A 26030-nucleotide genomic window follows, 5' to 3' on the forward strand; every position below is an offset into this window, starting at 1 on the left:
GCAAGCCAGCTCCCACAGGGGCCGCACAAATCTCATGGCATGCGCCGTACCTGTGGGAGCTGGCTTGCCGGCGATGGGCTGCAAAGCAGCCCCCTGCGGTCTCAAAGACTGTCCTGACTTCTGAACAGGGTTCGCACCAGTGGTAAAAGCAGTAACAACCAAACCCGCACCAATCATCAACCGCCTGGTCGTGGTCGGCCTCGGCCTGATCGGTGGCTCGTTCGCCAAGGGCCTGCGTGAAAGCGGCCTGTGCCGCGAAGTGGTCGGTGTCGACCTGGACGCGCCCTCGCGCAAGCAGGCCGTGGCCCTGGGCGTGGTCGACCGCTGCGAAGAAGACCTCGCTGCCGCCTGTGTCGGTGCTGATGTCATCCAGCTGGCCGTGCCGATCCTGGCCATGGAAAAACTGCTGGCCCGCCTGGCCCAGCTCGACCTTGGCGATGCTGTCATCACCGACGTCGGCAGCGCCAAGGGCAACGTAGTGCGCGCCGCGCGGGAAGTGTTTGGGGGGCGCCTGCCGCGCTTCGTCCCCGGCCACCCCATCGCCGGCTCCGAGCAGAGCGGGGTAGAGGCCTCCAACGCCACCCTGTTCCGTCGGCACAAGGTCATCCTCACGCCGCTGGCCGAAACCGACCCGGCCGCCCTGGCCCTGGTCGACCGCCTGTGGCGCGAGCTGGGCGCCGATGTGGAGCACATGTCGGTCGAACGCCACGACGAAGTGCTTGCCGCCACCAGCCACCTGCCGCATCTGCTGGCCTTCGGCCTGGTCGATTCACTGGCCAAGCGCAATGAAAACCTCGAAATCTTCCGGTACGCTGCGGGAGGCTTCCGCGATTTCACGAGAATCGCCGGCAGCGACCCGACCATGTGGCACGACATCTTTCTCGCCAACCGCGACGCTGTCCTGCGCACGCTTGATACATATCGCAGCGATCTCGACGCCTTGCGCGACGCGATCGCTGAAGGGGACGGGCACCAGCTGCTGGGTGTATTCACCCGCGCACGCGTTGCCCGCGAGCATTTCAGTAAAATCCTGGCCCGCCGGGCCTATGTGGACGCTATGAACGCCAACGATCTGATTTTCCTGGCCCAACCGGGTGGCCGCCTGTCAGGGCGAATCCGCGTACCGGGCGACAAGTCGATTTCCCACCGCTCGATCATGCTCGGCTCGCTGGCCGAAGGCACCACCGAGGTCGAAGGCTTCCTCGAAGGTGAGGACGCGCTGGCGACCCTGCAGGCATTCCGTGACATGGGTGTGGTCATCGAAGGCCCCAACCACGGTCGCGTGACCATTCACGGCGTCGGCCTGCACGGCCTCAAGCCGCCACCCGGGCCGCTTTACGTGGGCAACTCGGGTACCTCGATGCGCCTGCTGTCGGGCCTGCTGGCCGGCCAGCCGTTCGACGTGACCATGACCGGCGACGCTTCGCTGTCCAAGCGCCCGATGAACCGTGTGGCCAACCCGCTGCGCGAAATGGGTGCCGTGGTCGAGACTGGCCCTGAGGGCCGCCCGCCGCTGACCATCCGCGGTGGCCACAAGCTCAAGGCGCTGACCTACACGCTGCCGATGGCCAGTGCCCAGGTCAAATCCTGCCTGCTGCTGGCCGGCCTGTACGCCGAAGGCAAGACCACCGTCACCGAGCCTGCGCCAACCCGTGACCACACCGAGCGCATGCTGCGCGGCTTCGGCTACAGCGTCGACAGCAACGGCCCGGTGGCCTCGCTGCAGTCCGGCGGCAAGCTCACTGCCACCCGTATCGAAGTACCGGCCGACATTTCCTCGGCGGCGTTCTTCCTGGTGGCGGCATCCATCGCCGAAGGCTCCGAACTGGTGCTGGAGCACGTTGGCATCAACCCGACCCGTACCGGCGTGATCGACATCCTGCGCCTGATGGGCGGCGACATCACCCTGGAAAACCAGCGTGAAGTCGGCGGCGAGCCGGTGGCCGACCTGCGTGTGCGTGGTGCCAAGCTGAAGGGTATCGACATCCCTGAAGAGCTGGTGCCACTGGCCATCGACGAGTTCCCGGTGTTGTTCGTCGCCGCTGCCTGCGCCGAAGGGCGTACCGTGCTGCGTGGTGCCGAGGAGCTGCGGGTGAAGGAATCCGACCGTATCCAGGTCATGGCCGACGGCCTGATCACCCTGGGCATCAAGTGCGAGCCGACCCCGGACGGCATCATCATCGACGGCGGCCAGTTGGGCGGCGGCGAAGTGCATGGCCACGGTGACCACCGTATCGCCATGGCCTTCAGCGTTGCCTCGCTGCGCGCCAGCGCACCGATCCGCATCCACGATTGCGCCAACGTCGCCACCTCGTTCCCCAACTTCCTGGCGCTGTGCGCCGAGGTGGGCATCCGCGTGGCGGAAGAGGGCAAGTCGTGAGTGCCCTGGCGCCGGTCATCACCATCGACGGGCCAAGCGGTTCGGGCAAGGGTACGGTCGCCGGGCTGCTGGCTCGCGAGCTGGGCTGGAGGTTGCTGGACTCTGGCGCGCTGTACCGTCTGCTGGCGTTCAACGCCAGCAACCACGGCGTCGACCTGACCAACGAAGAGTTGCTGACCAAGCTTGCCGCCCATCTGGATGTGCAGTTCATCGCCGCCGAGCCCGGTAAGCTGCAACAGATCATCCTCGAGGGCGAGGACGTCAGCAACGTCATCCGCACCGAAACCGTCGGTGCCGGTGCTTCGATGGTTGCTTCGCTGCCGGCCGTGCGTGATGCACTGCTGGTGCGCCAGCGCGAATTCCGCGAGGCGCCGGGCCTGATCGCCGACGGTCGCGACATGGGCACCGTGGTGTTCCCGGACGCGCCGTTGAAAGTCTTCCTCACCGCCAGCGCGGAAGAGCGGGCGCGTCGCCGCTACCTGCAGTTGAAGGGCAAGGGTGAAGATGTTAGTCTGTCGAGTCTGCTGGATGAGATTCGTGCGCGTGATGAGCGCGACACCCAACGTGCAGTGGCCCCGCTGAAGCCAGCGGTCGATGCCATTCAGTTGGACTCTACCGAGTTGTCCATCGAGCAGGTGTTGCAACGTATCAGGAGCGAGATCGCACTGCGCGACCTTCTCTGATAGCCAGGAAAGCAGGCAGGGGCACCAGTCAACGTCCTGCCGGCTTTCCTTTACTTAAAACAAACCCACATTGTCTGGAATGTGGCTATGGGCGTCTGTTTCGCCCGAATCTACAGGAATTAAAATGAGCGAAAGCTTTGCAGAACTCTTTGAAGAAAGCCTGAAAACCCTCAATCTTCAGCCGGGTGCCATCATCACCGGTATCGTTGTCGACATCGACGGCGACTGGGTTACCGTACACGCTGGCCTGAAGTCCGAGGGCGTCATCCCGCTCGAGCAGTTCTACAACGAAGCTGGCGAGCTGACCATCAAGGTCGGTGACGAAGTTCACGTTGCGCTGGACGCGGTCGAAGACGGCTTTGGCGAAACCAAACTGTCCCGTGAAAAAGCCAAGCGCGCCGAGTGCTGGATTGTTCTGGAAGCAGCTTTCGCCGCCGAAGAAGTGGTCAAGGGCGTTATCAACGGTAAGGTTAAGGGCGGCTTCACTGTCGACGTTAACGGCATCCGTGCGTTCCTGCCGGGCTCCCTGGTTGATGTCCGCCCTGTGCGCGACACCACCCACCTGGAAGGCAAAGAGCTGGAATTCAAGGTCATCAAGCTGGACCAGAAGCGCAACAACGTTGTCGTTTCCCGTCGCAGCGTGCTGGAAGCCGAGAACAGCGCCGAGCGCGAAGCCCTGCTGGAAACCCTGCAGGAAGGCCAACAGGTCAAGGGTATCGTCAAGAACCTCACCGACTACGGCGCCTTCGTGGACCTGGGCGGCATCGACGGCCTGCTGCACATCACCGACATGGCTTGGAAGCGCATCAAGCACCCATCGGAAATCGTTAACGTTGGCGACGAAGTCGACGTACGCGTTCTGAAGTTCGACCGTGAGCGCAACCGCGTTTCGCTGGGTCTGAAGCAGATGGGCGAAGATCCGTGGGTAGCTATCACTGCCCGTTACCCAGAAGGTACTCGCGTACAGGCTCGCGTTACCAACCTGACCGACTACGGCTGCTTCGCTGAGCTGGAAGAAGGCGTTGAAGGTCTGGTACACGTTTCCGAAATGGACTGGACCAACAAGAACATCCACCCGTCGAAAGTCGTTCAGGTTGGCGACGAAGTGGAAGTCATGGTTCTGGACATCGACGAAGAGCGTCGTCGTATCTCCCTGGGCATCAAGCAGTGCAAGTCCAACCCATGGGAAGACTTCTCCGGCCAGTTCAACAAGGGTGACAAGATCACCGGTACCATCAAGTCGATCACCGACTTCGGTATCTTCATCGGCCTGGACGGCGGCATCGACGGTCTGGTTCACCTGTCCGACATCTCCTGGAACGAAACCGGCGAAGAAGCCGTGCGTCGTTTCAAGAAGGGCGACGAGCTGGAAACCGTCATCCTGTCGGTCGACCCAGAGCGCGAGCGCATCTCCCTGGGCATCAAGCAGCTGGAAGACGATCCGTTCTCCAACTTCGTTGCTGTCAATGACAAGGGCGCTATCGTCAAGGGCATCGTGAAAGAAGTTGACGCCAAAGGCGCCATCGTCACTCTGGCCGACGACATCGAAGCTACTCTGAAAGCTTCCGAAATCAGCCGTGACCGCGTTGAAGACGCGCGTAACGTCCTGAAGGAAGGCGAAGAGATCGAAGCCAAGATCATCAGCGTTGACCGCAAGTCCCGCGTTATCAGCCTGTCCATCAAGTCGAAGGACGATGCTGAAGAGCGCGAAGCCATCCAGAGCCTGAAAAACGCTCCGGAAGCGGCTGCCGACACCACCATGGCTGCGCTGCTGCGCGAAGCAATGGCCAAGCAGAACTGAGTTCTGTTTGATCGGTAAAAAGGGCGACCCTCGGGTCGCCCTTTTTTTATGTCGGAAATGGTCCATGTCGGGGGTGGATGATGTTGATGTTTGGCGACGTCATGAAAGGTCGCGGGCGTGATAACAATTTCCTGATCATCAGGTTGCTGGCGGCAACCGCTGTGGTGGTTGGGCATTCCTTTGCGTTGTCCTACCTGGAGTGCCTGAGTTGTGCCGACCCGGCGTTGCTGCTGGGTATGCCGGTGCCGGTTCACAGCCTGGGCGTTGAAGTGTTCTTCATGGTCAGCGGGTTCTTGATCGCTGCCAGTGGTGAGCGCAATGGTGCCCGGGATTTCTACCTGGCGCGCGCACTGAGGATCTTGCCTGGTTTGCTGGTGTGTCTGCTGCTTATGGCCTTTGTGCTGGGGCCAGTGGTTACCTCGTTGCCGCTTGCCGAGTATTTCTCGAAAGGCCAGGTTTACAAGTACGTCTACAGCCCGCTGTTGATATTCAAGGATGCCCAGTTCGTGCTGCCAGGCGTGAGTTTTACTCCGAGGTTTCATGGGGTTTCGGTCAATGGCAGTTTGTGGACCATTCCGCTGGAAATGCGCATGTACCTGGTGCTGGGGGTATTGGTGCTGGTGGCCAGGGTTTGTCGATGGCCGATGGCAGGGCTGACGCTGGCGGCGCTGGTGATTGCGCTGGGGCTGCATACCCTGCATCCGGCTTATGGGGAGTACCCATTCAAGTTGGTGGTGTGTTTCCTGGCGGGTTCGGCGTTCTATTCGTGCCGGGCGGTGATCCCGCATGGGTGGTGGCTGCTGCTTGCCTGCGCCGGATTGTTCTTGCTGAGCAAGGGTGGGCGCTTCGAGGTGTTTACCTGCGCCATCCTGACGCTTTACGGCACCTTGTACTTTGCTTACTGCCCGCAGGTGAAGCTGCCTTCGTTGGTGCAGGATTACTCGTACGGTATCTACCTGTATGCATTTCCGATCCAGCAAGTGTTGGCGGGGGCCATGCCATGGGCCGGTCCCTACTGGTTGATGTTGGCTGCGGTGCCGGCGTCGTGGTTTGCGGGCTATGTTTCGTGGGAGCTGGTAGAGAAGCCTGCCTTGGCGATGCGAAAGCGCTTTTCCCAAGCGGTCTCCCGGGAACAATTGGCATAGGTGTTCAGGGTGTCGGTGTGCCCGCTGCATCTGTGGCGGGCGCGCTCGGGTGCCGCCGGCTAGACCATCCCTGTAAAACTTCAATCTTGAATTTTTTTATTAAGTCAAGAACCACCCTGTTCAAATCCCTCCCAGCGTGCTACAAACTGGTTAAGCAATGATCTAGCTGCTTGATAACGAAGGGAAAAATATGACGAAGTCGGAGCTGATCGAACGTATTGTCACCCATCAGGGGCTGCTCTCGTCCAAGGACGTGGAGCTGGCCATCAAGACCATGCTTGAGCAGATGTCACAATGCCTTGCCACTGGCGATCGCATCGAGATCCGCGGTTTTGGCAGCTTCTCGCTGCACTATCGCGCCCCTCGCGTAGGCCGTAACCCGAAGACCGGCCAGTCGGTCAGCCTCGAAGGCAAGTTCGTGCCGCACTTCAAGCCTGGCAAGGAGTTGCGCGATCGGGTCAATGAAGAAGAACATGAGGCCCACACCTGATTCCACAAGGAGCAATCTGATGCGTAACCTCAAGCGCGCCCTGGCGGCGGTGTTCGTGCTGCTGTTGGCGGCTGTGGTGCTGTTCTTCGTGCTGGAGAACCAGCAAACCGTCTCGTTGGTTCTGTTCGGTTGGGCAGCCCCGGCCGTGCCAGTCGCCGTGCTGGTCCTGGCCGCCCTGGTCATTGGCCTGGCAGTCGGGCCGCTGCTGGGTGCCTACGGCGTGCAGCGCAGCAAGCGCAAGATCAGGGCTTCTGCCCGCCAGGCAGCACTGAACGGTAACTAAGGATATTTCCTACAACTGTTTGGGAAAGTCTCACCTATGCCTGTACCGGCCGTCATGGAGTAATAACGCACTTCATTTTCGGCCCAGGCGAGTGTGCGCAACATGGAATATCCTGTCCTTTCCCATCACGGTGGTGCCCGTGGCGTCACCGGCTCCTGCCATCAACTGCACCTCGCCCCGTCCACCAGCCTGCTGATCGACTGCGGCCTGGAGCAGGGCGCCGAGGCCGCGCCAGGCGCAGCATCGGCGCCGTTGGGCTTCGACGTGCAGGGTATTCAGGCCCTGGTCATCACCCATGTGCATCTCGACCATGTAGGTCGCATTCCGGCATTGCTGGCTGCCGGCTACCGTGGCCCGATCCTGTGCAGCGAGCCGTCTGCCCGGCTGCTGCCTCTGGTGCTGGAAGATGCCTACAAACTGAGTATCAGCAGTGAGCCCGCCCAAGTGGCGAGGTACCTGGAGTTCATCCGCGACCTGATAGTGCCGGTGCCTTTCGAGCAGTGGCACACCCTGGTCGAGCGCCCCGGCCTCGGTTGCCGCATTCGCCTGCAGCGCGCTGGTCATCTGCTGGGTTCGGCCTATGTCGAATGCGATGTGCAGCGTGAACAAGCCAATAACCGATATGTGTTCTCCGGTGACCTTGGCGCCGGTGGCAACCCTTTGCTGCGCCCTGTGCTGCCCCCGGAACGGGCCGATGTGCTGGTACTGGAAAGCACCTACGGCGACCGCCTGCACCCGCCTGCAGGCGACCGGCAGCAGCGGCTGGAAGCTGCCATCGACCGCGCCCTTGCCGACCAGGGCACGCTGCTCATTCCGGCCTTCAGTCTCGGCCGCACCCAGGAGCTGCTGTACGAGCTCGAAGGCATTCTTCATCGCAAGGCCTTGCTGAACAAGGCCGGCCCGGCCTCCGAGGGCGACCCGCTCGACTGGTCACAGCTGCCCATCATCCTTGACTCACCACTGGCCCAGCGCATTACCGGTGTGTACCGGGAGTTGCACGACTACTGGGATGCCGAAGCCAGGGCGCGCCTGGCCGAAGGGCGCAACCCGCTTGGCTTCAGCCAGTTGATCAGCGTGGACACCCATGCCCGCCACCAGCAGGTGGTCAATTACCTGAAGAGCACCGGGCGCCCGGCGATCGTGATTGCCGGCAATGGCATGTGTTCGGGTGGGCGCATCGTCAATTATCTCAAGGCCATGCTCGGGGATCCGCGGCACGAGGTGATGTTTGTCGGGTATCAGGCAAAGGGCACGCCGGGCGCGGTGATACAGGCCAGCGAAGGGGCGGAAGGGTTTGTGCAGATTGATCTGGATGGGCGGATGTATGAGGTGCGCGCAAAAGTCGTAACCTTGCCGGGCTACTCTGGTCATGCGGATCAGCAGGGGTTGGTGAGCTTCGCGCTGGATGGTGCGAAAGCCGCAAGGAAGGTTGTGCTGGTACATGGAGAAGCTCGGGCGAAATCAGCTTTGGCCGAAGCATTAAGCAAGCGCGGCGGTAGGGAGGTCGACGTCATGGTTGCCCAGTAGCGAGCCGCAGGCCGTCGGCTCGTGGGGCGGCGGTGGAACTTTGTTGACGGTATCTTTCTCTTAGATCGGATAAGTGCTAAAGCTGTAGGTCGTTTCGAGCGGTCTGCGGTGGATGAGCAAAATGCCGCTACGCTTAGCTTCAGCTGGTCTTTCGTCAGGTCAGCTGCAGCCAAGGCTAAGCCTGGCTGGCAGAGGAATCATGCAAATGGCCGGATCTAAGGAAAACGAGAACAAATGCGAAATGAACGTAGTCCCGGAGTCGAAAATGACGAAGTTGATGTTCTCGAACTCTGGCATGTCTTGTGGAGTCGTAAACTGCTCATCCTTTCGTGCGTTGTTTTAGTTACTGCAGCTACTCTTGTTTATGTTTGGCTAAAGACGCCGATGTATGAGGCCAAGTCTTTTATATTGCCACCTACCAAGAATGATATTGCCCAGTTGAACTATGGCCGCACTGAAGCCAGCGGCCTCAAAGCGTTTACACCCAAAGATGTTTATCAGATTTACCTGCGTTCCCTGCAATCCGAGTCACTGCGGCGGCAGTTTTTTCGCGCAGTCTATTTGCCTAATTTGCCAGAGGTCGCCCGCCAAGGCTCTCAAGATGCACTTTATGACCAGTTTGGCAAGGTATTGACTGTGGGGGCTGTGGCGGGAGATAGTGCCGAGCGCTTTTTGATCAGGGCGTTAAGCGACGACCCCAAGATGAGTGTGAAGTGGGTAACGCGTTTTTCGGAAATGGCCAGCGACCTTGCTAAAAAGACGCTGGTTGAAGATGCCGATACTGAAGTGAAGGTGGTGGTCAAGAACCTGGAGCAACAGATCCGCAGCGCGCGAGATGCGGCGCACAAGCAGCGGGAAGATCAAATCGCCCGCCTTGAAGAGGCGCTGAAAGTTGCCAAGGCAGTGAACCTGAGCAAGCCCCCCATCATTGCCAGTGGCATGGATACTGAGGTGTCTGGCGGCATGCAGGGCGCACTGACCTACATGCGCGGTAGCCAGGCCCTTGAGGCAGAGCTTGCAAACCTTCGCACGCGGGAGTCCGATGACCCATTCGTCGCCGGTTTGCGGGAGATCCAGGAGAAACTCGACTTCTACCGCAACCTGCAGCTGAACCCGGCCGTGATCGAGGTGTTTCAGCAGGATGGTGCCATCGAGGTGCCTGATACCCCGGTCCGGCTGCGCAAATTGCTTATTGTCGTAGGGGGTGTGTTCGCAGGGCTGGTACTCGGTGTGCTCCTGGCCGCATTTACCCACCTGGTATCTACTGAAAGAGAGCGTCGTCTGGGGCGCGTTTGAGCTACCCCGCCCCCCGAGCCTGTATGCTGCGGGAAGAGTCGAACTGATAGTAATAAATTTCAACAAGAGGCTGGTTGCGTGAAGCTCATAGAAACAAATATCTCGGACGTAGTCGTTTTTGAACCTACCGTTTTCGAGGACGACAGGGGCTGGTTCTATGAGTCTTATAGCGAGCCTAAGTTTCATGCCTTGCTCAGTGCGCAAGGTATTACCCTTCCGCCTTCTTTTGTTCAGGAAAATTGCTCTTTATCCAAAAAGGGCGTCATGCGCGGCTTGCACTATCAGCTTTATCCATTTGCCCAAGGCAAGTTGGTAAGCGTGGTCAAGGGCGCAGTGTTCGACGTGGCAGTGGATATTCGAAAAGGCTCCCCTACCTTCGGGCAGTGGGTAGGCATGGAGCTGTCGGCGGCCAACCGCAAGATGATGTGGGTGCCTGAAGGCTTCGCCCATGGTTTTATCGCGCTGGAAGAAGATACGGTGTTCCAGTACCGCACGACCAATGTCTACTCCAAAGAGCATGAACGCAGCATTGCCTGGAATGACCCGGACCTTGCCATCGAATGGCCACAGCTGGAGGGGCTGCTGATCAGTGACAAGGATGCGATTGCGCCAACCCTTGCCGAGGCTGACTTGCCACCGCTGATCCTGAAAGGGCAGGCGGAAGACTTGGTACTACCGATCATTGGTGATGATCGCGGGAGCCTGATCAGTATTGAAAAGGCGTTGAATATCCCGTTTGCCATCCGTCGCGTCTACTACATCTTCGGTACCAAGGCCGGCGTCAGCCGCGGCTTCCATGCCCACCGGGATCTCCAGCAACTGATAATCTGCCTGGCCGGCAGTTGCCGCATGACCCTGGATGACGGTACCGGCCGAGTCGACCATATGCTTGACGCGCCACAGAAAGCCTTGCTGATCAAGAATATGGTCTGGCGTGAAATGCATGATTTCAGTGAAGACTGCGTACTCATGGTCATCGCCAGTGAAACCTACGACGAGCGTGATTACATTCGCAGTTACGATGACTTCAAGAGGCTGATCGCCCATGCCTAGCATTCATGCCTTGGCCGATGTACAAACCGATGCCATCGGTGAAAAAACCAGAGTCTGGCAATACGCGGTCATCCTCAAAGGTGCGCGAATTGGCAGCAACTGCAACATATGCGCCCACACCCTGATCGAAGGAGGGGTTGTAGTCGGGGACAACGTCACCGTGAAAAGTGGTGTGTTTCTGTGGGAGGGGCTCGTGATCGAGGACAATGTCTTCATTGGCCCCAATGCTACATTCACCAACGACAGAGTACCGCGCTCCAAGTGTTACCCCGAGGCTTACGAAGTCACGGTGCTGAAGGAAGGCTGCAGCATCGGTGCCAACGCAACATTGCTCCCGGGCGTCACGATTGGTCGACACGCCATGGTAGGTGCCGGTGCCGTCGTGACAAAGGATGTACCTGATTACTGCGTGGTAGTGGGTAATCCGGCAAAAATAACAAGGGAGCTAGAGCATGGTTGATTTCCTGAATCTCAAGGCCGTCAATAAACAGTACCGCGAAGAATTGTTGCAAGCGTGTGCCGATGTCATCGATTCCGGCTGGTACATCGGCGGTAGCGCTCTGGCCCGCTTTGAAAGCAACTTTGCCGCTTATTGCGGTACCGCTCATTGCATTGGCGTGGCAAACGGTCTCGATGCGCTGACGTTGACCTTGACCGCCTGGAAACAGCTGGGGCGGGTGAAGCAGGGTGATGAAGTCATCGTCCCGGCCAATACCTACATTGCGAGCATCCTGGCAATCACCGCCAGTGGGCTTGAGCCTGTGCTCGTCGAACCTGACCCCGCAACCTTCAATATTGATACCTCCCTCATACGCCAGGCTATTACCGACAAGACGCGTGTCATCCTGCCGGTACACCTGTATGGGCAAATTGCAGACATGAAGGCGATCACCGAGATTGCCGCCGAATACGGTTTGCTGGTACTCGAAGACTCGGCCCAGGCTCACGGTGCCTCAATCGATGGCAAGCGGGCGGGGAGCTGGGGGAATGCCTCGGGCTTCAGCTTCTATCCGGGCAAGAATCTGGGTGCGCTCGGCGATGCCGGGGCGATAACCACCTCGGATGCCGAGTTGGCGGAAGTGCTGCGCGCCCTCAGAAACTACGGTTCCCATGAGAAGTACAAGAACTTGTACGTCGGAGTGAACAGTCGTTTGGACGAGATCCAGGCGGCTATGCTGGACGTGAAGCTCAAGTATCTGGGTGAAGAAATCAGCCGGCGCCGGCACATCACCAAGTGCTACCGCGCGGGCATTCAAAATGCTCAAATCGTCCAGCCGCAAAATAGTGTTGTCGAGGAGCATGTCTGGCATCTGTATGTAGTACGCACGCCGCACAGAAACGATTTGCAGCAACATCTTCGCGAGCAAGGGATACAGACGCTGGTTCACTACCCAATCCCGCCTCACAGGCAGCAGGCTTACAGTCAGTACAACGGTTTGAGCCTGCCGCTGACTGAAAAAATTCATGATGAAGTGCTCAGCCTGCCTGTCGACCCCACCATGAGCGACGCGGATATTCAGACGGTCATCGATGCCTGCAACAGTTTTACTGTGTCCGGGCAATAATACATGACGTTGATCAAGACCAGTCTGCTGAATGCTATTGCTGTTTTTGTAAAGATGGCGACATTGCTGGGGCTCAACAAGGTGCTGGCCCTTTATGTAGGGCCAGCGGGTTACGCGGCGATCGGGCAATTGCAGAATGCCGTTACCATGTTCACGACACTGGCCAGCGGCGCTGTCAGCACAGGGGTAACCAAGTACACGGCGGAGTTTGCTGATCGGCCGGACGAACAACACAGGATCTGGCGAACTGCCGGGACGCTGTCACTGCTGGTTTCGTGTGTATTGGCAGTGCTGATCGTGGCCATGCGGGCACCATTGGCAGGTTGGTTTTTCAACGACGAAAAACTCGCCCCAGTGCTGGTGTGGTTTGCCGCTACCTTGGTATTTTTTGCCTTCAACTCTTTGCTGCTGGGCATTCTGAACGGCAAGAAAGACGTTCAGCGCTACGTGCTTGCCAATATTTCTGGCAGCCTGATATCGCTGGTGGTGACCTGTGCCCTGACCATCAGGCTGGGGTTGTACGGTGCGCTGGTTTCGCTGGCTGTGTACCAGTCGTTGAGCTTCGTGGCCACCTTGGTCATCTGCATGCGCACATCATGGTTCCGCCTCTCAGATTTCATCGGGGCGCTGGACAAGCAGTCCTTGTCCCGGCTGGCAAAGTTTGCCCTCATGGCCGTTGTGACAGCATGTTCTCTGCCCGTTTGCCATGTGTTCATCCGGGATTACCTGGGGGCGGAGTTCGGCTGGGATCACGCTGGTTACTGGGAGGCCATGTGGCGGTTGAGCACGGCCTATCTCATGTTGATCACCACGACGCTTGCGGTCTATTACCTGCCGAGGCTCTCGGAGCTTTCAGATGCAGGTGAACTTCGTCGGGAAATCATTCAGGGATACAAGCTCATCCTGCCCCTGACCATTGCTGCCGGCCTGGTTATCTACCTGCTCAGGGACTTCATCATCCATGTCCTTTTCTCGGCGTCATTCCTGCCCATGCGTGAGCTGTTCGCATGGCAGATGGTAGGGGACAGCTTGAAGGTCATCAGTTGGTTGATGGCCTACCTGATGCTCGGCAAGGCACTCACCCGGTTGTATCTGATTACCGAAGTCCTCTCGACGCTTTCGCTTTATGCTCTGACGGTCTATTTCACCCAGTTGTGGGGGTATGAAAAAGTTACCCTTGCATACGCGGCAAACTACCTGTTGTACGGAGTCGTGATGTATTTCTCGGTATTCCGTCGTTTGCACATTATTGTTGGCGATACGGCGCGGAGCTGAGTAGAGATGAAGGACGTCATCGAACAGTTACATGGGCGCATCCTTGGCGCTGAACCTGCCCAGGCATTGGTGCAGGCGCAGGTCTATGGGGCACTGCTCTGGGCGGTGGACCTGGGTATTTATGATGCCACCGCGCTTGAGCGCCACCTGGTGGCCCGATGCGCCAGCCAGGTCACGCTGCCGGCTGTCAGCAGCGTATCGCGCGGCTGCCTGCATGTGGTCAGCGAACCCTATATGCAAGGCGGGCACACCCGGCTGATGGAGCGCCTGGCGCACATGCACGAGGGGCCTGTGGACCTGCTGGTCGCGCGCAGCGCCAAGCCCCAGGTGCTCGAACGCCTGGCAGGCTATTTCGCCCATATCGAGGTGGCGCGCGGCGATGACCCGTGCGCCCGCCTGCAGTCCATCGTCGACATCCTGGCCCAGTACGACAAGGTGGTGTTGCACATTCACCCGGACGACATCATCACCACCGTCGCCTGCGGCCTGCTGAAGCAACAACGTGGCGCCGCGCTGACAGTGTATTTCGTCAACCATGCCGACCACGTGTTCAGCTTTGGCGCGTCGGTGGCCGACGTGTATTTCGAGATCAGCGCCTACGGGCACCATCTGGACAAGAAAAAGCACCTATCCTGCCAGAAGAGCTTCCTGGCGATCCCGATCGAGACCAGCGGCGCCAGAGTGCCGGATGCCGTGCCAACCCATGAGCGGATCAAGGTGTTCAGCGCTGCCTCGGCGGCCAAGTACAAGCCCCACGGCGGCCTGGACATGCGTCCGTCGATCACGGCGATTCTTCAGCGCTTCCCCAATGCCGAGTGCTGGATCATCGGTGCCAACCCCCTGACCAACACCTGGTGGTGGACAGTGAAGCTGCGCTACCCCAAGCGCTTCTTCATCCGCCGCCACCTGCCGTACAAGGACTACCTGGCCTTTGCGGAAAAAGCCGACTTCTACCTGGACAGCTACCCTATACCCGGTGGCACGGCGTTCGCCGAGCAATTGCTCAAGGGCCGGCGTTGCGTGGGGCTGGTGGCGCCGATTCAGGGCTATTCCCCGGCAGACGGCCTGAAGGTGGCCAGCATCGACCAGCTGCTGGACAGCATCGAACAACCCCGGCCCAGTGCCTCGGTGGTGGAAGCGGTGCAGCGGGTCAACTCGCTGGAGTCGGTGAAAGCGCGTTACCTGGCTTGCATCGAGCGGGGCGAATTCAGCGAGAACGAACTGGCAGCCATGTTGCCGTGGACGGGCAACCTCGATTTCATGAAACCGACAGGTAAGGTCACTAGCATGATCCCTGCGGATGTCTTCGACGCCCTGTGCCGCATAGACACGAACCTGGGGTTGCGAACCCTGTTTGCCTACGCCTGGGTGCCGAGAATCAAACTCTTGATCAAGGTCGTGCTGTTCCGGCTGGCCAGGCTGACCAGAGCGCGAGGGTGAGTGTGATCAGGATATTTATCGGCGTGCTGTTCTGCCTGCTGTTCTTCAGCGACTTCGTCGTGTTGACGCTGGGGCTGGGCAGTGTGTTTGCCGGTTGGCGAGAAATGATCAGCCTGCTGATGATCATGTGGCTGCTGCTGCGGGTGCTGGCCAGTGTCACGGCACGTGGCATGGTCAACCTCGAAGTCGGGCGGTGGTTGCTGGTCGTGCTGTTCTTCGTCTTCCTGTATCTGCTGTTCGGCGACCTTAGCGCGTCGTCGGTGCGCATGTTCCGCGCACTGGCCGTGCCGGTGTTCGTCGGCATGGCGGTGGCCATCTGGGCCCACGCGGTGTCGACCGAGAAGAAGCTGCGCCATGTGTACTGGTCGGTGCTGGCGATGAGCGTACTTACCGGCGCGTATGCGTTTTACCAGTACCTGACCATCGTCTCGGCCGAGCAGTTCTGGTACTGGCCGCTGCTTACCGCCAAAGGCTATGAGCTGCAACCCTACAACTCGATGCGTGACGGGCTGCCGCGGGTTTCCGGCTTCTTTACCGGCACGCTGGAGTTTTCTGCGGTAATCCTCAATACCGCAGCCATGACCCTGGCCGTGTTGCTCAGCGGGCGCAACTGGTCGTTGACCCGGCGCCTGCTGCTGAGTGTTGCCTTCCTGCTGCTGTGCGGGCTGATTGTGATCGGTTCGGTGCGTACGGCCATGATCGGCCTGGTGTGCATCTGCTCGATGCTGGTGGCGGCCCGGGTACTGCGTACGGCCTGGCTGATCTCACTGCTGGGCTACCTGCAGTTCGTGGGCCTGACCGTGGCGATTTTCGCCTACCTGTCGATGGGCTACACCGAGGACTTGTCTGCACTGGACCGTGAGCGGCAGTGGCTGCACATGTTTGAGGTGCTTGGCGCGCACCCCATGGGCTATGGCTTTGGCGCGGTAGGCCCGGGCCAGCCGCACTGGTTCGATTCGTTCTGGCTCAACCTGCTGGCCACCTGCGGTCTGGTCGGCCTGCTGATCATGGCCGGGTTGATCCTTTGGTATCACAAGCTGGTGACGATCATCGTCCGGGACAGGCCTCACGGCAGCTCCTGGAAAAACGGCCTGGGCAACTTCGTGATTGCCAGCTATCCGTTCTTCCTGAGCTCGTTCTTTTTCCAGTCCTATACGAACAGTGTTGTCCTCTACATTTTCGCGATCGTGGTGATGGTGATCATTGGTGAAAACAGAAGAACAAAAGTTGAGCCTGGCAGTCCTGATCGTTCTGTATCGGAAAGCTAGCCAGGACTCGATTGCCCTGCAGTCATTGCTCGCGCAGCAGGCTTTACTGCGTGACGAGGGTATCGACCTGCAGCTGTACGTCTGGAACAACTCCCCCGGCGTGGCACAGCCGTGCCCGGGCGTACGCTGGTACGAGGCGGACAACCAGCGGTTGTCGGTGGTCTACAACCAGGTGGCCGAACAGGCGTTTGCCGCCGGGGTCGACCTGTTCATGATCTCGGACGACGACACCAACTACTCGAACATCCGCCTGTCCAGCTGCCTGGCGCAGATCGGCCAGGTACGCCGTGCGCCAGGCGGCGAGCAGGTGGGCGTGTTCATGCCCCGGCTGGTCAGCCATGGGCAACTGGTCAGCCCCGGCAAGCGCTGGCTGTTCATGGGCCGCCTTACCCCCAACGTGGCCGCGGGGCTGGTGGACTCGAAAAACCTGCTGGGCATCAACAGTGGCCTGATCTTCACTCGCGAGTGCTTCCAGCGCATGACGCCTTTCTATGACGAGCGGTTGCGCTTCTATGCCACCGATACCGACTTTTTCATCCGCTACGAGGGTTATTTCCCCAAGGCCTGCGTGCTGGATGTGGAGATTGCCCACGACCTGTCCGAGCACAGTGCCGATACCCCCGAGCGTGCCTTGTTCCGCTTCGAGGAAATGATCCACGGGCTGCGTATCAGCTTCCATTCCCACGGCCTGCTGGAGCGAGGCCTGCTTGACCTGTACCTGGTCTATGCGGCCATTCGCAAAGCGGTGGCCTACCGCCGTCCGGCCTTCGTCAAGGCCTTGTTTACCCAGGTGAGGGCCGTGAAATGATGCATGCCTTGCTCGAAAAACTGGTGCTGCTGGTTAAAAAGCGCCCATTGGTTGTCGACCGGCGCATCTCGTCGGGCTATCTGCTGGGGCTGTTCGTGACCAAGCTGCTGATGGCCTGCCGCGGCGTGATCCGCCTGCGCCGGCGGCGCCTGGCGTTCATCGGCTCGGGGGTAACCCTGAAGGAAGTGGGCAAGATCGAGTACGGCCCGGGGCTGGTCATCGACCAGGGCTGCTTCGTCGATGCCTTGTCCAATGACGGCATCCGCTTCGGCACCGCCGTGTCGCTGAACAAGCACATCATCATCGAGTGCACCGGCAGCCTGGCCAACATCGGCAAGGGCCTGGTGATCGGCGACAACGTCGGCCTGGGTGCCGGCTGCTTCCTGGGCTGCGCCGGCGGCATCGAGATTGGCAGCGACACCATCATCGGCAACTTCGTCAGCTTCCATTCGGAAAACCACAACTTCGAAGACCCGCTGCAACCCATCCGCCTGCAGGGCGTGACCCGCCAGGGCATCAAGGTGGGCCGCAACTGCTGGATCGGCGCCAAGGTGACCGTACTCGATGGCGCGGTGATCGAAGACGGCTGCGTGTTCGCCGCAGGGGCGGTGGTGGCCGCGGGCGTGTACCGCAAGAATTCGATTTATGGCGGTGTGCCGGCCAAGTTCATCAAGGCGCGCGTAGCGGAAGAAGGGGTGGCATGAAAACGTTGCACTTTGTCCATCTGCTGAATGACTACAGCGGCAGCCCCCGGGTGTTGAACCAGACCATCACCGCGCTACAGCGACATGGCGCCGACTGCACCCTGCATGTGGGCAGCAGCGGCCACGGTGTGCTCGACGAGCTGCAGGTACGCACCTGCAGGTTTGCCTACAAGCGCTTCGACAACCGCTGGCTGACCTTGCTGGCGTATGCCGGCTCGCAGGTGGCGCTGTTCTTCAGCCTGTTGCGCCAGGTGCGGCCGGGGTCGATCGTGCTGGTTAACACCATGCTGCCCTTTGGTGCCGCCCTGGCCGCCCGTTTGCGCGGTGCCAAGGTGGTCTACCACGTGCACGAAACCTCCATCCGGCCTGCGCTGCTCAAGGCGTTCCTGCGCCGAGTGATTGCCGGCTGTGCCAGCAAGGTGGTCTACGTGTCGAAGTACCTTCAGGTACAAGAGGGCGTGGCCGGCGTGCCAGCGGTGACCGTGTACAACGGGCTGGCCGAGGGCTTCCAGCAGCAGGCAATGGCCACGCCGTACCAGCACTTGCACGACGGCAGCTTCAACGTGCTGATGCTGGCGTCGTTGAAGGGCTACAAAGGGGTGGACGAATTTGTCGCCCTGGCCACCGCACTGTCCGCGAACCCTGTGCTGAAGTTCACCCTGGTGCTCAATGCCAGCCCGCAGGAAGTGGACGCCTACTTTGCCGGCAAGGTTCTGCCGCAAAACCTCATGCTCAGCCCGGCCAGTGCCGAGGTGGCGAAGTTCTACCGCAATGCCAGCCTGGTGCTGAACCTGTCCCATGTGGACGGCTGGGTTGAAACCTTTGGCCTGACCATTCTCGAGGCGATGGCTTTCGGCATCCCGACCATAGTGCCCCCGGTAGGCGGCCCGGTCGAACTGGTCAGTGACGGGGTTGAGGGCTACCAGATCGATTCGAAAAACCATGAACAACTGGTGCGCACCGTTGCGCGCCTGTCGCAGGACCCACAGGTGTGCCAGGCACTGTCCGAGTGCGCACGCAGGAAAGCGAGTGAGTTTTCCACTGCCAACTTCCAGAAAAAAATCGTGATGGTGTTTGATGACCTATAAGATTGCAGTGATTGGTACGGTCGGTTTACCCGCTCAATACGGTGGTTGGGAAACACTGACCGAGCAATTGGTGCGCAACCTGCCGGGTGACTGCGAACTCACCGTATATTGCAGTGCGCCCCATTACCCCCAGCGCCCGAAGTTTTTCGAGCGTGCCCGCCTGGTCTACCTGAACCTCAAGGCCAATGGCGTGCAAAGCATTCCGTACGATGTGCTGAGCATGCTGCACGCCTACCGCAAGCATGACCTGATGCTGATTCTGGGTGTTTCCGGCTGCATTGCCCTGCCATTCATGCGCCTGCTGACCCGCAAGCCGATCGTGGTGAACATCGACGGCTATGAATGGAAGCGCGCCAAGTGGTCCAACTTCGCCCGCTGGTTCCTGAAGTTGTCCGAAGCGGTGGCCGTGCGTTTTGCCCACGCGGTCATCACCGACAACAAGGTGTTGCAGGAATACGTGACCGCCGAATACAACAAACCCAGCGAACTGATTGCCTACGGTGGCGACCAGGCCCGGGCCGGCGAGCCAAGCGAGCAAGCCCGCCAGGCTTACCCCTTCCTGGGTGCGCCCTATGCCTTTACGGTGTGCCGCATCGAGCCGGAGAACAACATCCATGTCATTCTCGAAGCCTTCGCCGGCTCTGGCATGCCGCTGGCGATCATCGGCAACTGGAACCACAGCGAATACGGCGTGCAACTGCGCAAGCAATACGAAGGGGTAAGCAACATTCACCTGCTGGACCCGATCTACGACGTGGAGCAACTGAGCCCGCTGCGCAGCAATGCCACGGTGTACCTGCATGGCCACAGCGCCGGCGGCACCAACCCGTCGCTTGTCGAAGCCATGTGGCTGGGCCTGCCGGTGGTGGCCTTCGATGTGTCGTTCAACCGCGCCACCACCGAAGACCAGGCGCTGTACTTTGCCGACAGCACCTCGCTGCGCAACCACGCCCAAGCCCTGTTTGCCGATGAAGGCGCCCGTGCGCAGCTTTCGGCGCGCCTGCATGAAATTGCCAACCGCCGTTACCGATGGTCGGTGGTGGCAGACCAGTACCGTAGCGTGTTCACCCGCCTGCTGGGCCGGGCGGGGAGAGGCTGATGGCCGAGCAAGGCAACGGGCAACGGCCAGGTATCCTGGCCACCGGCGGTAGCGGTTTTGTCGGCAAGGTGTTGCTGCAGCGGCTTGCTGCAGACACACGCTGGGCGCCGCGCGCGCTGGTACGGCAAGCGCCTGGCCAGCGGCTGGCGGGCGTCGACTACCGGCCATTCAGCGAACTGGCGGCGGTGGATGTTGCGTCCGGGCATTTCGAGCAGGTCGACACCGTAATCCACTTGGCCTCCCGCGTGCACGTAATGGAGGAAACCGCCGCCGATCCGCTGGCCGAGTTCCGCCGGGTAAACGTGGAAGGTACCCTGAGCCTGGCCCGAGCCGCCGCCCAGGCCGGTGTGCGGCGCTTCATTTTTGTAAGCTCGGTGAAGGTGAACGGCGAAACCACCAACGGCCGCCAGCCGTTCACTGCCGATGAAACCCCTGCGCCTTCGGACCCGTACGGCATCTCCAAGCGCGAAGCCGAAGACGGCCTGCGCCAATTGGCGGCTGAAACCGGGCTGGAAGTGGTGATCGTGCGCCCGGTGCTGGTGTATGGTCCAGGCGTGAAAGCCAACTTCCGCAGCATGATGAACTGGCTGAGCAAAGGTGTGCCGCTGCCATTTGGCGCCATCCACAACAAACGCAGCCTGGTGGCGCTGGACAACCTGGTGGACCTGCTGCTGACCTGCATCGACCACCCGGCCGCCGCCAACCAGACTTTTCTGGCCAGCGATGGCCACGACCTGTCCACCACCGAACTGCTGCAACGGTTGGGCAAGGCGCTGGGCAAGCCAGCCAGGTTGTTGCCCGTGCCCGCCGCCTGGTTGAAGGGCGCGGCCACCTTGGCCGGCAAGGCCGGGCTGGCCCAGCGCCTGTGCGGCTCGCTGCAGGTAGACATTGGCAAAACCCGTGAACTGCTGGGCTGGCAGCCCCCGCTGGATGTCGACCAGGCACTGCGGGCTACGGCACTCAACTTTCTGAAAGAGCAAGACAAATGATGGCATGGTGGCTTATCCCCCTGGTCGCAGGGGCATCCCTGCTTTTGACCGCAGTGCTGCGGCGCTACGCCCTGAACAAGCAGATCATCGACGTGCCCAACGCGCGCAGTTCGCACACCGTGCCCACCCCACGGGGTGGCGGTGTAGCCATTGTGCTGAGCTTTCTTGGCTGCCTGCCGCTGCTGGGCCTGGCGGGCGCTGTGCCGCTGCCGGCACTGGTTGCCATCGGCGGGGCAGGGGCACTGATCGCGGTAATCGGCTTCATGGACGACCACGGCCACATCGCTGCCCGCTGGCGCCTGCTTGGCCACTTCGCCGCGGCCGTCTGGATGCTGTACTGGCTGGGTGGCCTGGCGCCGCTGCAGGTGTTCGGCTTTACCCTGGACCTGCAGTGGTTCGGCTACATCCTGGCCGCGTTCTACAGCGTGTGGATGCTCAACCTGTATAACTTCATGGATGGTATCGACGGCATCGCCAGCGTCGAAGCGGTGACCGCCTGCCTGGGCATGGTGCTGCTCTCGGCCCTGGCCGGTGTGCCACAGTTGATGGCGCTGCCACTGTTGCTGGCCGCGGCCACGCTGGGCTTCCTGTTCTGGAACTTCCCGCCGGCCAGGATCTTCATGGGTGACGCTGGCAGTGGCTTCCTTGGTATCGTGCTGGCAGGCCTGTCGCTGCAGGCGGCCTGGGCCGCGCCGCAGCTGTTCTGGTGCTGGCTGATCCTGTTGGGCGTGTTCGTGGTCGACGCTACCTTCACCCTGATCCGCCGCCTGCTGCGCGGCGACAAGGTGTACGAAGCGCACCGCAGTCACGCCTACCAGTTCGCCTCGCGCCACTATGGCAAGCACCTGCCGGTGACCCTGGCTGTGGCCGGGCTCAACCTGTTCTGGCTGCTGCCGGTGGCCTTGTGTGTGCTGTTGCTGGGCCTGGACGGCGTGTTGGGCGTGATCATCGCCTACCTGCCATTGGCGTTTCTGGCCGTGCGCTGGCGCGCCGGTGAACTCGAACACTAGCTAGAGTGATAGAAAGAAGACGCTAGACATGTCACTTTGCAACACTCTCAGAGGTTCTATGGATAAGCTGCGCTCAAGACTGCTTGGACTACCTCGACGCCACAAACGGCTGATCCAGGTAGCGACCGATGTAATTCTGGTCTGGTTCGCGCTGTGGCTGGCGTTTGTCGTGCGCCTGGGCATCGATGACCTGGCCAACCCTGTCCGTGATCACACCTGGCTGTTCATCACGGCGCCGATCATCTCGATCCCGTTGTTCATCCGCTTTGGTCTTTACCGGGCGGTGATGCGCTATTTCGGCAATGACGCACTGATCGCGATCATCAAGGCGGTGACCCTGTCGGCGCTGATCCTCGGTTTCATCATCTACTGGGCCAGCAACCACCAGAACGTGGTGCCGCGCTCGATCACCTTCAACTACTGGTGGCTGAGCCTGATCATGGTCGGCGGCCTGCGTCTGGCCATGCGCCAGTACTTCCTCGGCGACTGGTTTGCCACTGCCGTGCAGCACGTGCCCTTTGCCAACCGCGACGACGGCCTGCCACGGGTGGCCATCTACGGCGCCGGCTCGGCCGGTAACCAGCTGGTGGCGGCGCTGCGCATGGGCAAGGCCATGCGCCCGGTAGCGTTCATCGACGACGATGCCAGCATCACTGACCGAGTGATCGCCGGCCTGCAGGTGTACCAGCCGGAACAACTGCAACGCATGATCGACGATACCGGCGCCGAAGAAATCCTGCTGGCGCTGCCCTCGGTGAGCCGCAGCCGTCGCCGCGAAATCCTCAACCTGCTGGAAGGCTACCCGCTGCACGTGCGCAGTGTGCCCGGCTTCATGGACCTGGCCAGCGGCCGGGTCAAGGTGGACGACATCCAGGAGGTGGACATTGCTGACCTGCTGGGCCGCGACGCGGTGCCGGCGCAAGGCGACCTGCTACAGCACTGCATCATCGACCAGACGGTCATGGTGACCGGTGCCGGCGGCTCTATCGGCTCCGAGCTGTGCCGCCAGATCCTCGGGCAGACACCGCGCACCCTGCTGTTGTTCGATCACAGCGAATTCAACCTGTACACCATTGCCGGCGAACTGGAGCAGCGCATCATTCGCGAAGGCCTGGCGGTGCAGCTGATCCCCATCCTCGGCTCGGTCCGCGACCAGGCCAAGATGCTCGACGTGATGCGTGCCTGGCAGGTGGACACCGTGTACCACGCCGCTGCCTACAAGCATGTGCCGATTGTCGAGCACAACATTGCCGAAGGCCTGACGAACAACGTGTTCGGCACCCTGTACACCGCCCAGGCGGCGCTGCAGGCCGGCGTTGCCAACTTCGTGCTGATTTCCACCGACAAGGCCGTGCGCCCCACCAACGTGATGGGTAGTACCAAGCGCCTGGCCGAAATGGTGCTGCAGGCCCTTAGCCGTGAGCTGGCGCCGGTACTGATGGGCGAAACCGGCAATGTCTCACAGGTGAACAAGACCCGCTTCACCATGGTGCGTTTCGGCAACGTGCTGGGCTCGTCGGGCTCGGTCATTCCGCTGTTCCACAAGCAGATCAAGGCCGGTGGGCCGCTGACCGTGACCCACCCGAAAATCACCCGCTACTTCATGACCATCCCCGAGGCCGCGCAGCTGGTGATCCAGGCCGGTTCCATGGGGCAGGGCGGCGATGTGTTCGTGCTGGACATGGGTGAACCAGTGAAGATCGTGGAACTGGCGGAAAAGATGATTCACCTGTCCGGCTTCAGCATCCGCTCCGAGCGCAACCCGCTGGGCGACATCGCCATCAACTTCACCGGCCTGCGTCCGGGCGAGAAGTTGTACGAAGAGCTGCTGATCGGCGACAACGTGATTGCCACCCGCCACCCCATGATCATGAGCGCACACGAGGACTACCTGCCCTGGGATGTGCTGAAGCAGCGCCTTGACGCCCTGCGCGCGGCGACTGCGGAAGATGACTTTGCCACCGTGCGACAGCTGCTGCGTGACACCGTAAGCGGCTACGTGCCTGGCGGCGACATTGTGGACTGGCTGTACCAGCGCCGGCGCATGGAGCCCTGAACGCAGCACTTACAAAATGAACGGCGTTGCCGATACAGGAACGCCTACATGAACTTCAAACGCTGTGAAGTTTGAACGCGGGAATTGGGAAGAACTGAACGATGACTATTCTGGTAACTGGTGGTGCGGGCTTCATTGGCGCGAACTTCGTGCTGGACTGGCTGGCCGGCAATGACGAGCCCGTGGTCAACCTCGACAAACTCACCTACGCAGGCAACCTGCAGACCTTGAGCAGCCTGCAGAGCGACGCGCGGCACATTTTCGTGCATGGCGACATTGGTGATTCCGCGCTGGTGGAACAGCTGCTGAAAACCCACCAGCCACGCGCCATCGTCAACTTTGCCGCCGAGTCCCACGTCGACCGCTCGATCCACGGCCCGGAAGACTTCATCGAAACCAACATCGTCGGCACCTTCCGCCTGCTGGAAGCCGTACGCGCCTACTGGGGCGGCCTGGATGAGCAATCGCGTCAGGCCTTCCGCTTCCTGCATGTGTCCACCGACGAAGTGTATGGTTCGCTGGCCGCCGATGAACCGGCCTTCACCGAAACCCACCAGTACCAGCCCAACAGCCCGTACTCGGCCAGCAAGGCCGCCAGCGACCACCTGGTGCGCTCGTACCACCACACCTACGGCCTGCCGGTGCTGACCACCAACTGCTCGAACAACTACGGCCCTTACCACTTCCCGGAGAAGCTCATCCCGCTGATGATCGTCAACGCCCTGGCCGGCAAACCGCTGCCGGTATACGGCGACGGCCAGCAGATTCGCGACTGGCTGTACGTCAAGGACCACTGCAGCGCCATCCGCCGCGTGCTGGAAGCCGGCAAGACCGGCGAGGTGTACAACGTGGGCGGCTGGAACGAAAAGCCCAACCTGGAAATCGTCAACCGCGTGTGCGCCCTGCTGGACGAACTGCGCCCCCGCGCCGACGGCAAGCCCTACGCCGAGCAGATCACTTACGTGACCGACCGCCCAGGCCATGACCGCCGCTACGCCATCGACGCGCGCAAGCTCGAGCGCGAACTGGGTTGGAAGCCTGCCGAAACCTTCGAAACCGGCATTCGCAAGACCGTGGCCTGGTACCTCGACAACCAGGAGTGGGTGCAGAACGTACAGTCCGGCAACTACCGCGACTGGGTCGAGAAAAACTACGCAGGGCGCTCGGCATGAAGATTCTGCTACTGGGCAAGGACGGCCAGGTAGGTTGGGAGCTGCAACGCAGCCTGGCCCCGCTGGGCCAGGTGCTGGCGCTCAATTCCCGCAGCCAGGCACACTGCGGCGACCTGGCCAACCTGCCGGGCCTGGCCGAAACAGTGCGCGCCTACGCCCCCGATGTAATCGTCAACGCCGCCGCCTACACTGCCGTGGACAAGGCGGAAAGCGACCGTGAACAAGCCTTCAAGGTAAACGCCGAAGCCGTCGGCGTGCTGGCCCGCGCCGCCGCCGACTGCGGAGCATTGCTGGTGCATTACTCCACCGATTACGTGTTCCCGGGGCAGGGCACTCAAGCCTGGCGCGAAGACGACAGCGTCGGCCCACTGAATGCCTATGGCGAAAGCAAGCTGGCCGGCGAACAGGCCATCCAGGCCGCCGGTTGCCAGCACCTGATCTTCCGAACCTGCTGGGTGTATGCCGCACGCGGCAACAACTTCGCCAAGACCATGCTGCGCCTGGCTGCGGAACGCGACAGCCTGGGCGTGATCGACGACCAGCACGGCGCCCCGACCGGCGCCGAACTGATCGCCGACATCACCGCCCACGCCATCACCGCCACCCGCCGCGACCCGGCCCTGGCTGGCCTGTATCACCTGGCGGCGGCCGGCGAAACCACCTGGTGCGGCTACGCCCGTTACGTGCTGGAGCAGGCAGCGGCCTTGGGTGTGCCATTGAAAGCCCACGCCGAACAGGTCAACCCGTTGACCACCGACGCCTACCCGACCCCGGCCAAGCGGCCGGCCAACTCGCGTCTGGACACCCATAAACTGCAGCAAGCCTTTGCCCTGAACCTGCCAGACTGGCGCCTGGGTGTGGCTCGCATGCTTACGGAAATACACGAGAAATGACCACT

General features: G+C 60.9%; 23 protein-coding genes and 1 pseudogene. All 24 read left to right on the forward strand.

What is annotated here, in order from left to right; genetic code table 11:
- Positions 1–172: 172 nt before the first annotated feature.
- Positions 173–2380: a bifunctional prephenate dehydrogenase/3-phosphoshikimate 1-carboxyvinyltransferase gene (locus tag CAG44_RS14820; protein ID WP_238067670.1), complete on the forward strand. Its 2208-nt coding sequence runs from the start codon at positions 173–175 to the stop codon at positions 2378–2380.
- Positions 2377–3063, forward strand: a complete 687-nt coding sequence (gene cmk / locus CAG44_RS14825; protein WP_003260862.1) for a (d)CMP kinase — start codon at positions 2377–2379, stop codon at positions 3061–3063. Before CAG44_RS14820 ends, cmk begins: the two co-directional genes overlap by 4 nt.
- A 124-nt stretch (positions 3064–3187) precedes the next feature.
- On the forward strand, positions 3188–4864 hold the full coding sequence (rpsA, locus tag CAG44_RS14830) for a 30S ribosomal protein S1 (RefSeq protein ID WP_003252673.1): 1677 nt from the start codon (positions 3188–3190) through the stop codon (positions 4862–4864).
- Between the two features lie 86 nt (positions 4865–4950).
- A complete protein-coding gene (locus CAG44_RS14835; RefSeq protein WP_178076929.1) occupies positions 4951–6009 on the forward strand; it encodes an acyltransferase in 1059 nt (352 codons plus the stop codon).
- Positions 6010–6199: 190 nt separating this feature from the next.
- Positions 6200–6499, forward strand: a complete 300-nt coding sequence (ihfB, locus tag CAG44_RS14840) for an integration host factor subunit beta (RefSeq protein ID WP_013971456.1) — start codon at positions 6200–6202, stop codon at positions 6497–6499.
- Positions 6500–6518: 19 nt separating this feature from the next.
- Positions 6519–6782, forward strand: a complete 264-nt coding sequence (locus tag CAG44_RS14845) for a lipopolysaccharide assembly protein LapA domain-containing protein (protein ID WP_085617676.1) — start codon at positions 6519–6521, stop codon at positions 6780–6782.
- A gap of 102 nt (positions 6783–6884) precedes the next feature.
- Complete coding sequence (locus tag CAG44_RS14850) at positions 6885–8309, forward strand: MBL fold metallo-hydrolase RNA specificity domain-containing protein (RefSeq protein WP_085692443.1); 1425 nt, start codon at positions 6885–6887, stop codon at positions 8307–8309.
- A 234-nt stretch (positions 8310–8543) separates the two neighbouring features.
- Positions 8544–9605 (forward strand): LPS O-antigen chain length determinant protein WzzB, encoded by a 1062-nt coding sequence (locus CAG44_RS14855; RefSeq protein WP_085692410.1) that lies wholly within the window; start codon positions 8544–8546, stop codon positions 9603–9605.
- A gap of 78 nt (positions 9606–9683) precedes the next feature.
- Positions 9684–10244, forward strand: a pseudogene (gene rfbC, locus CAG44_RS29120) (dTDP-4-dehydrorhamnose 3,5-epimerase); the annotation flags it as partial.
- Positions 10245–10271: 27 nt separating this feature from the next.
- A complete protein-coding gene (locus tag CAG44_RS29125) occupies positions 10272–10658 on the forward strand; it encodes an FdtA/QdtA family cupin domain-containing protein (RefSeq protein ID WP_223998121.1) in 387 nt (128 codons plus the stop codon).
- Positions 10651–11118, forward strand: coding sequence for an acyltransferase (locus CAG44_RS14865; RefSeq protein WP_085590002.1), 468 nt, complete (start codon positions 10651–10653; stop codon positions 11116–11118). Before CAG44_RS29125 ends, CAG44_RS14865 begins: the two co-directional genes overlap by 8 nt.
- On the forward strand, positions 11111–12223 hold the full coding sequence (locus tag CAG44_RS14870) for a DegT/DnrJ/EryC1/StrS aminotransferase family protein (RefSeq protein ID WP_085665322.1): 1113 nt from the start codon (positions 11111–11113) through the stop codon (positions 12221–12223). Before CAG44_RS14865 ends, CAG44_RS14870 begins: the two co-directional genes overlap by 8 nt.
- Before the next feature lie 3 nt (positions 12224–12226).
- Positions 12227–13498: an O-antigen translocase gene (locus CAG44_RS14875; RefSeq protein WP_085590006.1), complete on the forward strand. Its 1272-nt coding sequence runs from the start codon at positions 12227–12229 to the stop codon at positions 13496–13498.
- 6 nt (positions 13499–13504) lie between these two features.
- Positions 13505–14938 carry a hypothetical protein gene (locus CAG44_RS14880; protein ID WP_085692411.1) on the forward strand — a complete coding sequence of 478 codons (1434 nt, stop codon included), beginning with the start codon at positions 13505–13507 and terminating at the stop codon, positions 14936–14938.
- A gap of 2 nt (positions 14939–14940) precedes the next feature.
- Positions 14941–16206 carry a hypothetical protein gene (locus tag CAG44_RS14885; protein ID WP_170929315.1) on the forward strand — a complete coding sequence of 422 codons (1266 nt, stop codon included), beginning with the start codon at positions 14941–14943 and terminating at the stop codon, positions 16204–16206.
- Complete coding sequence (locus CAG44_RS14890; RefSeq protein WP_085590012.1) at positions 16166–17014, forward strand: hypothetical protein; 849 nt, start codon at positions 16166–16168, stop codon at positions 17012–17014. Before CAG44_RS14885 ends, CAG44_RS14890 begins: the two co-directional genes overlap by 41 nt.
- Entirely contained in the window at positions 17011–17718 is a 708-nt protein-coding gene (locus CAG44_RS14895) for an acyltransferase (protein ID WP_046615532.1), read from the forward strand. Before CAG44_RS14890 ends, CAG44_RS14895 begins: the two co-directional genes overlap by 4 nt.
- Positions 17715–18806: a glycosyltransferase family 4 protein gene (locus CAG44_RS14900; RefSeq protein ID WP_085692412.1), complete on the forward strand. Its 1092-nt coding sequence runs from the start codon at positions 17715–17717 to the stop codon at positions 18804–18806. Before CAG44_RS14895 ends, CAG44_RS14900 begins: the two co-directional genes overlap by 4 nt.
- Entirely contained in the window at positions 18796–19905 is a 1110-nt protein-coding gene (locus CAG44_RS14905; RefSeq protein WP_085590016.1) for a DUF1972 domain-containing protein, read from the forward strand. Before CAG44_RS14900 ends, CAG44_RS14905 begins: the two co-directional genes overlap by 11 nt.
- Positions 19905–20894: an SDR family oxidoreductase gene (locus CAG44_RS14910; protein ID WP_085692413.1), complete on the forward strand. Its 990-nt coding sequence runs from the start codon at positions 19905–19907 to the stop codon at positions 20892–20894. The genes CAG44_RS14905 and CAG44_RS14910 overlap by 1 nt, the downstream gene beginning before the upstream one ends.
- The gene (locus CAG44_RS14915; RefSeq protein ID WP_085590021.1) at positions 20891–21904 is read left to right on the forward strand and encodes a glycosyltransferase family 4 protein; all 1014 of its coding nucleotides are present in this window, start codon (positions 20891–20893) and stop codon (positions 21902–21904) included. The genes CAG44_RS14910 and CAG44_RS14915 overlap by 4 nt, the downstream gene beginning before the upstream one ends.
- Before the next feature lie 58 nt (positions 21905–21962).
- Positions 21963–23960 carry a nucleoside-diphosphate sugar epimerase/dehydratase gene (locus tag CAG44_RS14920; protein WP_085590023.1) on the forward strand — a complete coding sequence of 666 codons (1998 nt, stop codon included), beginning with the start codon at positions 21963–21965 and terminating at the stop codon, positions 23958–23960.
- A 101-nt stretch (positions 23961–24061) separates the two neighbouring features.
- Positions 24062–25132, forward strand: coding sequence for a dTDP-glucose 4,6-dehydratase (rfbB, locus tag CAG44_RS14925; RefSeq protein WP_085692414.1), 1071 nt, complete (start codon positions 24062–24064; stop codon positions 25130–25132).
- Entirely contained in the window at positions 25129–26025 is an 897-nt protein-coding gene (gene rfbD, locus CAG44_RS14930) for a dTDP-4-dehydrorhamnose reductase (protein ID WP_061550844.1), read from the forward strand. Before rfbB ends, rfbD begins: the two co-directional genes overlap by 4 nt.
- Positions 26026–26030: the final 5 nt, after the last annotated feature.

Source organism: Pseudomonas sp. B13(2017), assembly GCF_002113245.1.
GTDB classification, from domain to species: Bacteria; Pseudomonadota; Gammaproteobacteria; order Pseudomonadales; family Pseudomonadaceae; genus Aquipseudomonas; species Aquipseudomonas putida_Z.

What these genes read in the sequence shown, in the direction of transcription:
- rpsA (WP_003252673.1), top strand. Translation starts at nt 3,188, where the DNA reads ATGAGCGAAAGCTTTGCAGAACTCTTTGAAGAAAGCCTGAAAACCCTC.
- CAG44_RS14835 (WP_178076929.1), top strand. Translation starts at nt 4,951, where the DNA reads ATGTTTGGCGACGTCATGAAAGGTCGCGGGCGTGATAACAATTTCCTG.
- ihfB (WP_013971456.1), top strand. Translation starts at nt 6,200, where the DNA reads ATGACGAAGTCGGAGCTGATCGAACGTATTGTCACCCATCAGGGGCTG.
- CAG44_RS14845 (WP_085617676.1), top strand. Translation starts at nt 6,519, where the DNA reads ATGCGTAACCTCAAGCGCGCCCTGGCGGCGGTGTTCGTGCTGCTGTTG.
- CAG44_RS14850 (WP_085692443.1), top strand. Translation starts at nt 6,885, where the DNA reads ATGGAATATCCTGTCCTTTCCCATCACGGTGGTGCCCGTGGCGTCACC.
- CAG44_RS14855 (WP_085692410.1), top strand. Translation starts at nt 8,544, where the DNA reads ATGCGAAATGAACGTAGTCCCGGAGTCGAAAATGACGAAGTTGATGTT.
- CAG44_RS14865 (WP_085590002.1), top strand. Translation starts at nt 10,651, where the DNA reads ATGCCTAGCATTCATGCCTTGGCCGATGTACAAACCGATGCCATCGGT.
- CAG44_RS14870 (WP_085665322.1), top strand. Translation starts at nt 11,111, where the DNA reads ATGGTTGATTTCCTGAATCTCAAGGCCGTCAATAAACAGTACCGCGAA.
- CAG44_RS14875 (WP_085590006.1), top strand. Translation starts at nt 12,227, where the DNA reads ATGACGTTGATCAAGACCAGTCTGCTGAATGCTATTGCTGTTTTTGTA.
- CAG44_RS14880 (WP_085692411.1), top strand. Translation starts at nt 13,505, where the DNA reads ATGAAGGACGTCATCGAACAGTTACATGGGCGCATCCTTGGCGCTGAA.
- CAG44_RS14895 (WP_046615532.1), top strand. Translation starts at nt 17,011, where the DNA reads ATGATGCATGCCTTGCTCGAAAAACTGGTGCTGCTGGTTAAAAAGCGC.
- CAG44_RS14900 (WP_085692412.1), top strand. Translation starts at nt 17,715, where the DNA reads ATGAAAACGTTGCACTTTGTCCATCTGCTGAATGACTACAGCGGCAGC.
- CAG44_RS14905 (WP_085590016.1), top strand. Translation starts at nt 18,796, where the DNA reads ATGACCTATAAGATTGCAGTGATTGGTACGGTCGGTTTACCCGCTCAA.
- CAG44_RS14910 (WP_085692413.1), top strand. Translation starts at nt 19,905, where the DNA reads ATGGCCGAGCAAGGCAACGGGCAACGGCCAGGTATCCTGGCCACCGGC.
- CAG44_RS14915 (WP_085590021.1), top strand. Translation starts at nt 20,891, where the DNA reads ATGATGGCATGGTGGCTTATCCCCCTGGTCGCAGGGGCATCCCTGCTT.
- CAG44_RS14920 (WP_085590023.1), top strand. Translation starts at nt 21,963, where the DNA reads ATGGATAAGCTGCGCTCAAGACTGCTTGGACTACCTCGACGCCACAAA.
- rfbB (WP_085692414.1), top strand. Translation starts at nt 24,062, where the DNA reads ATGACTATTCTGGTAACTGGTGGTGCGGGCTTCATTGGCGCGAACTTC.
- rfbD (WP_061550844.1), top strand. Translation starts at nt 25,129, where the DNA reads ATGAAGATTCTGCTACTGGGCAAGGACGGCCAGGTAGGTTGGGAGCTG.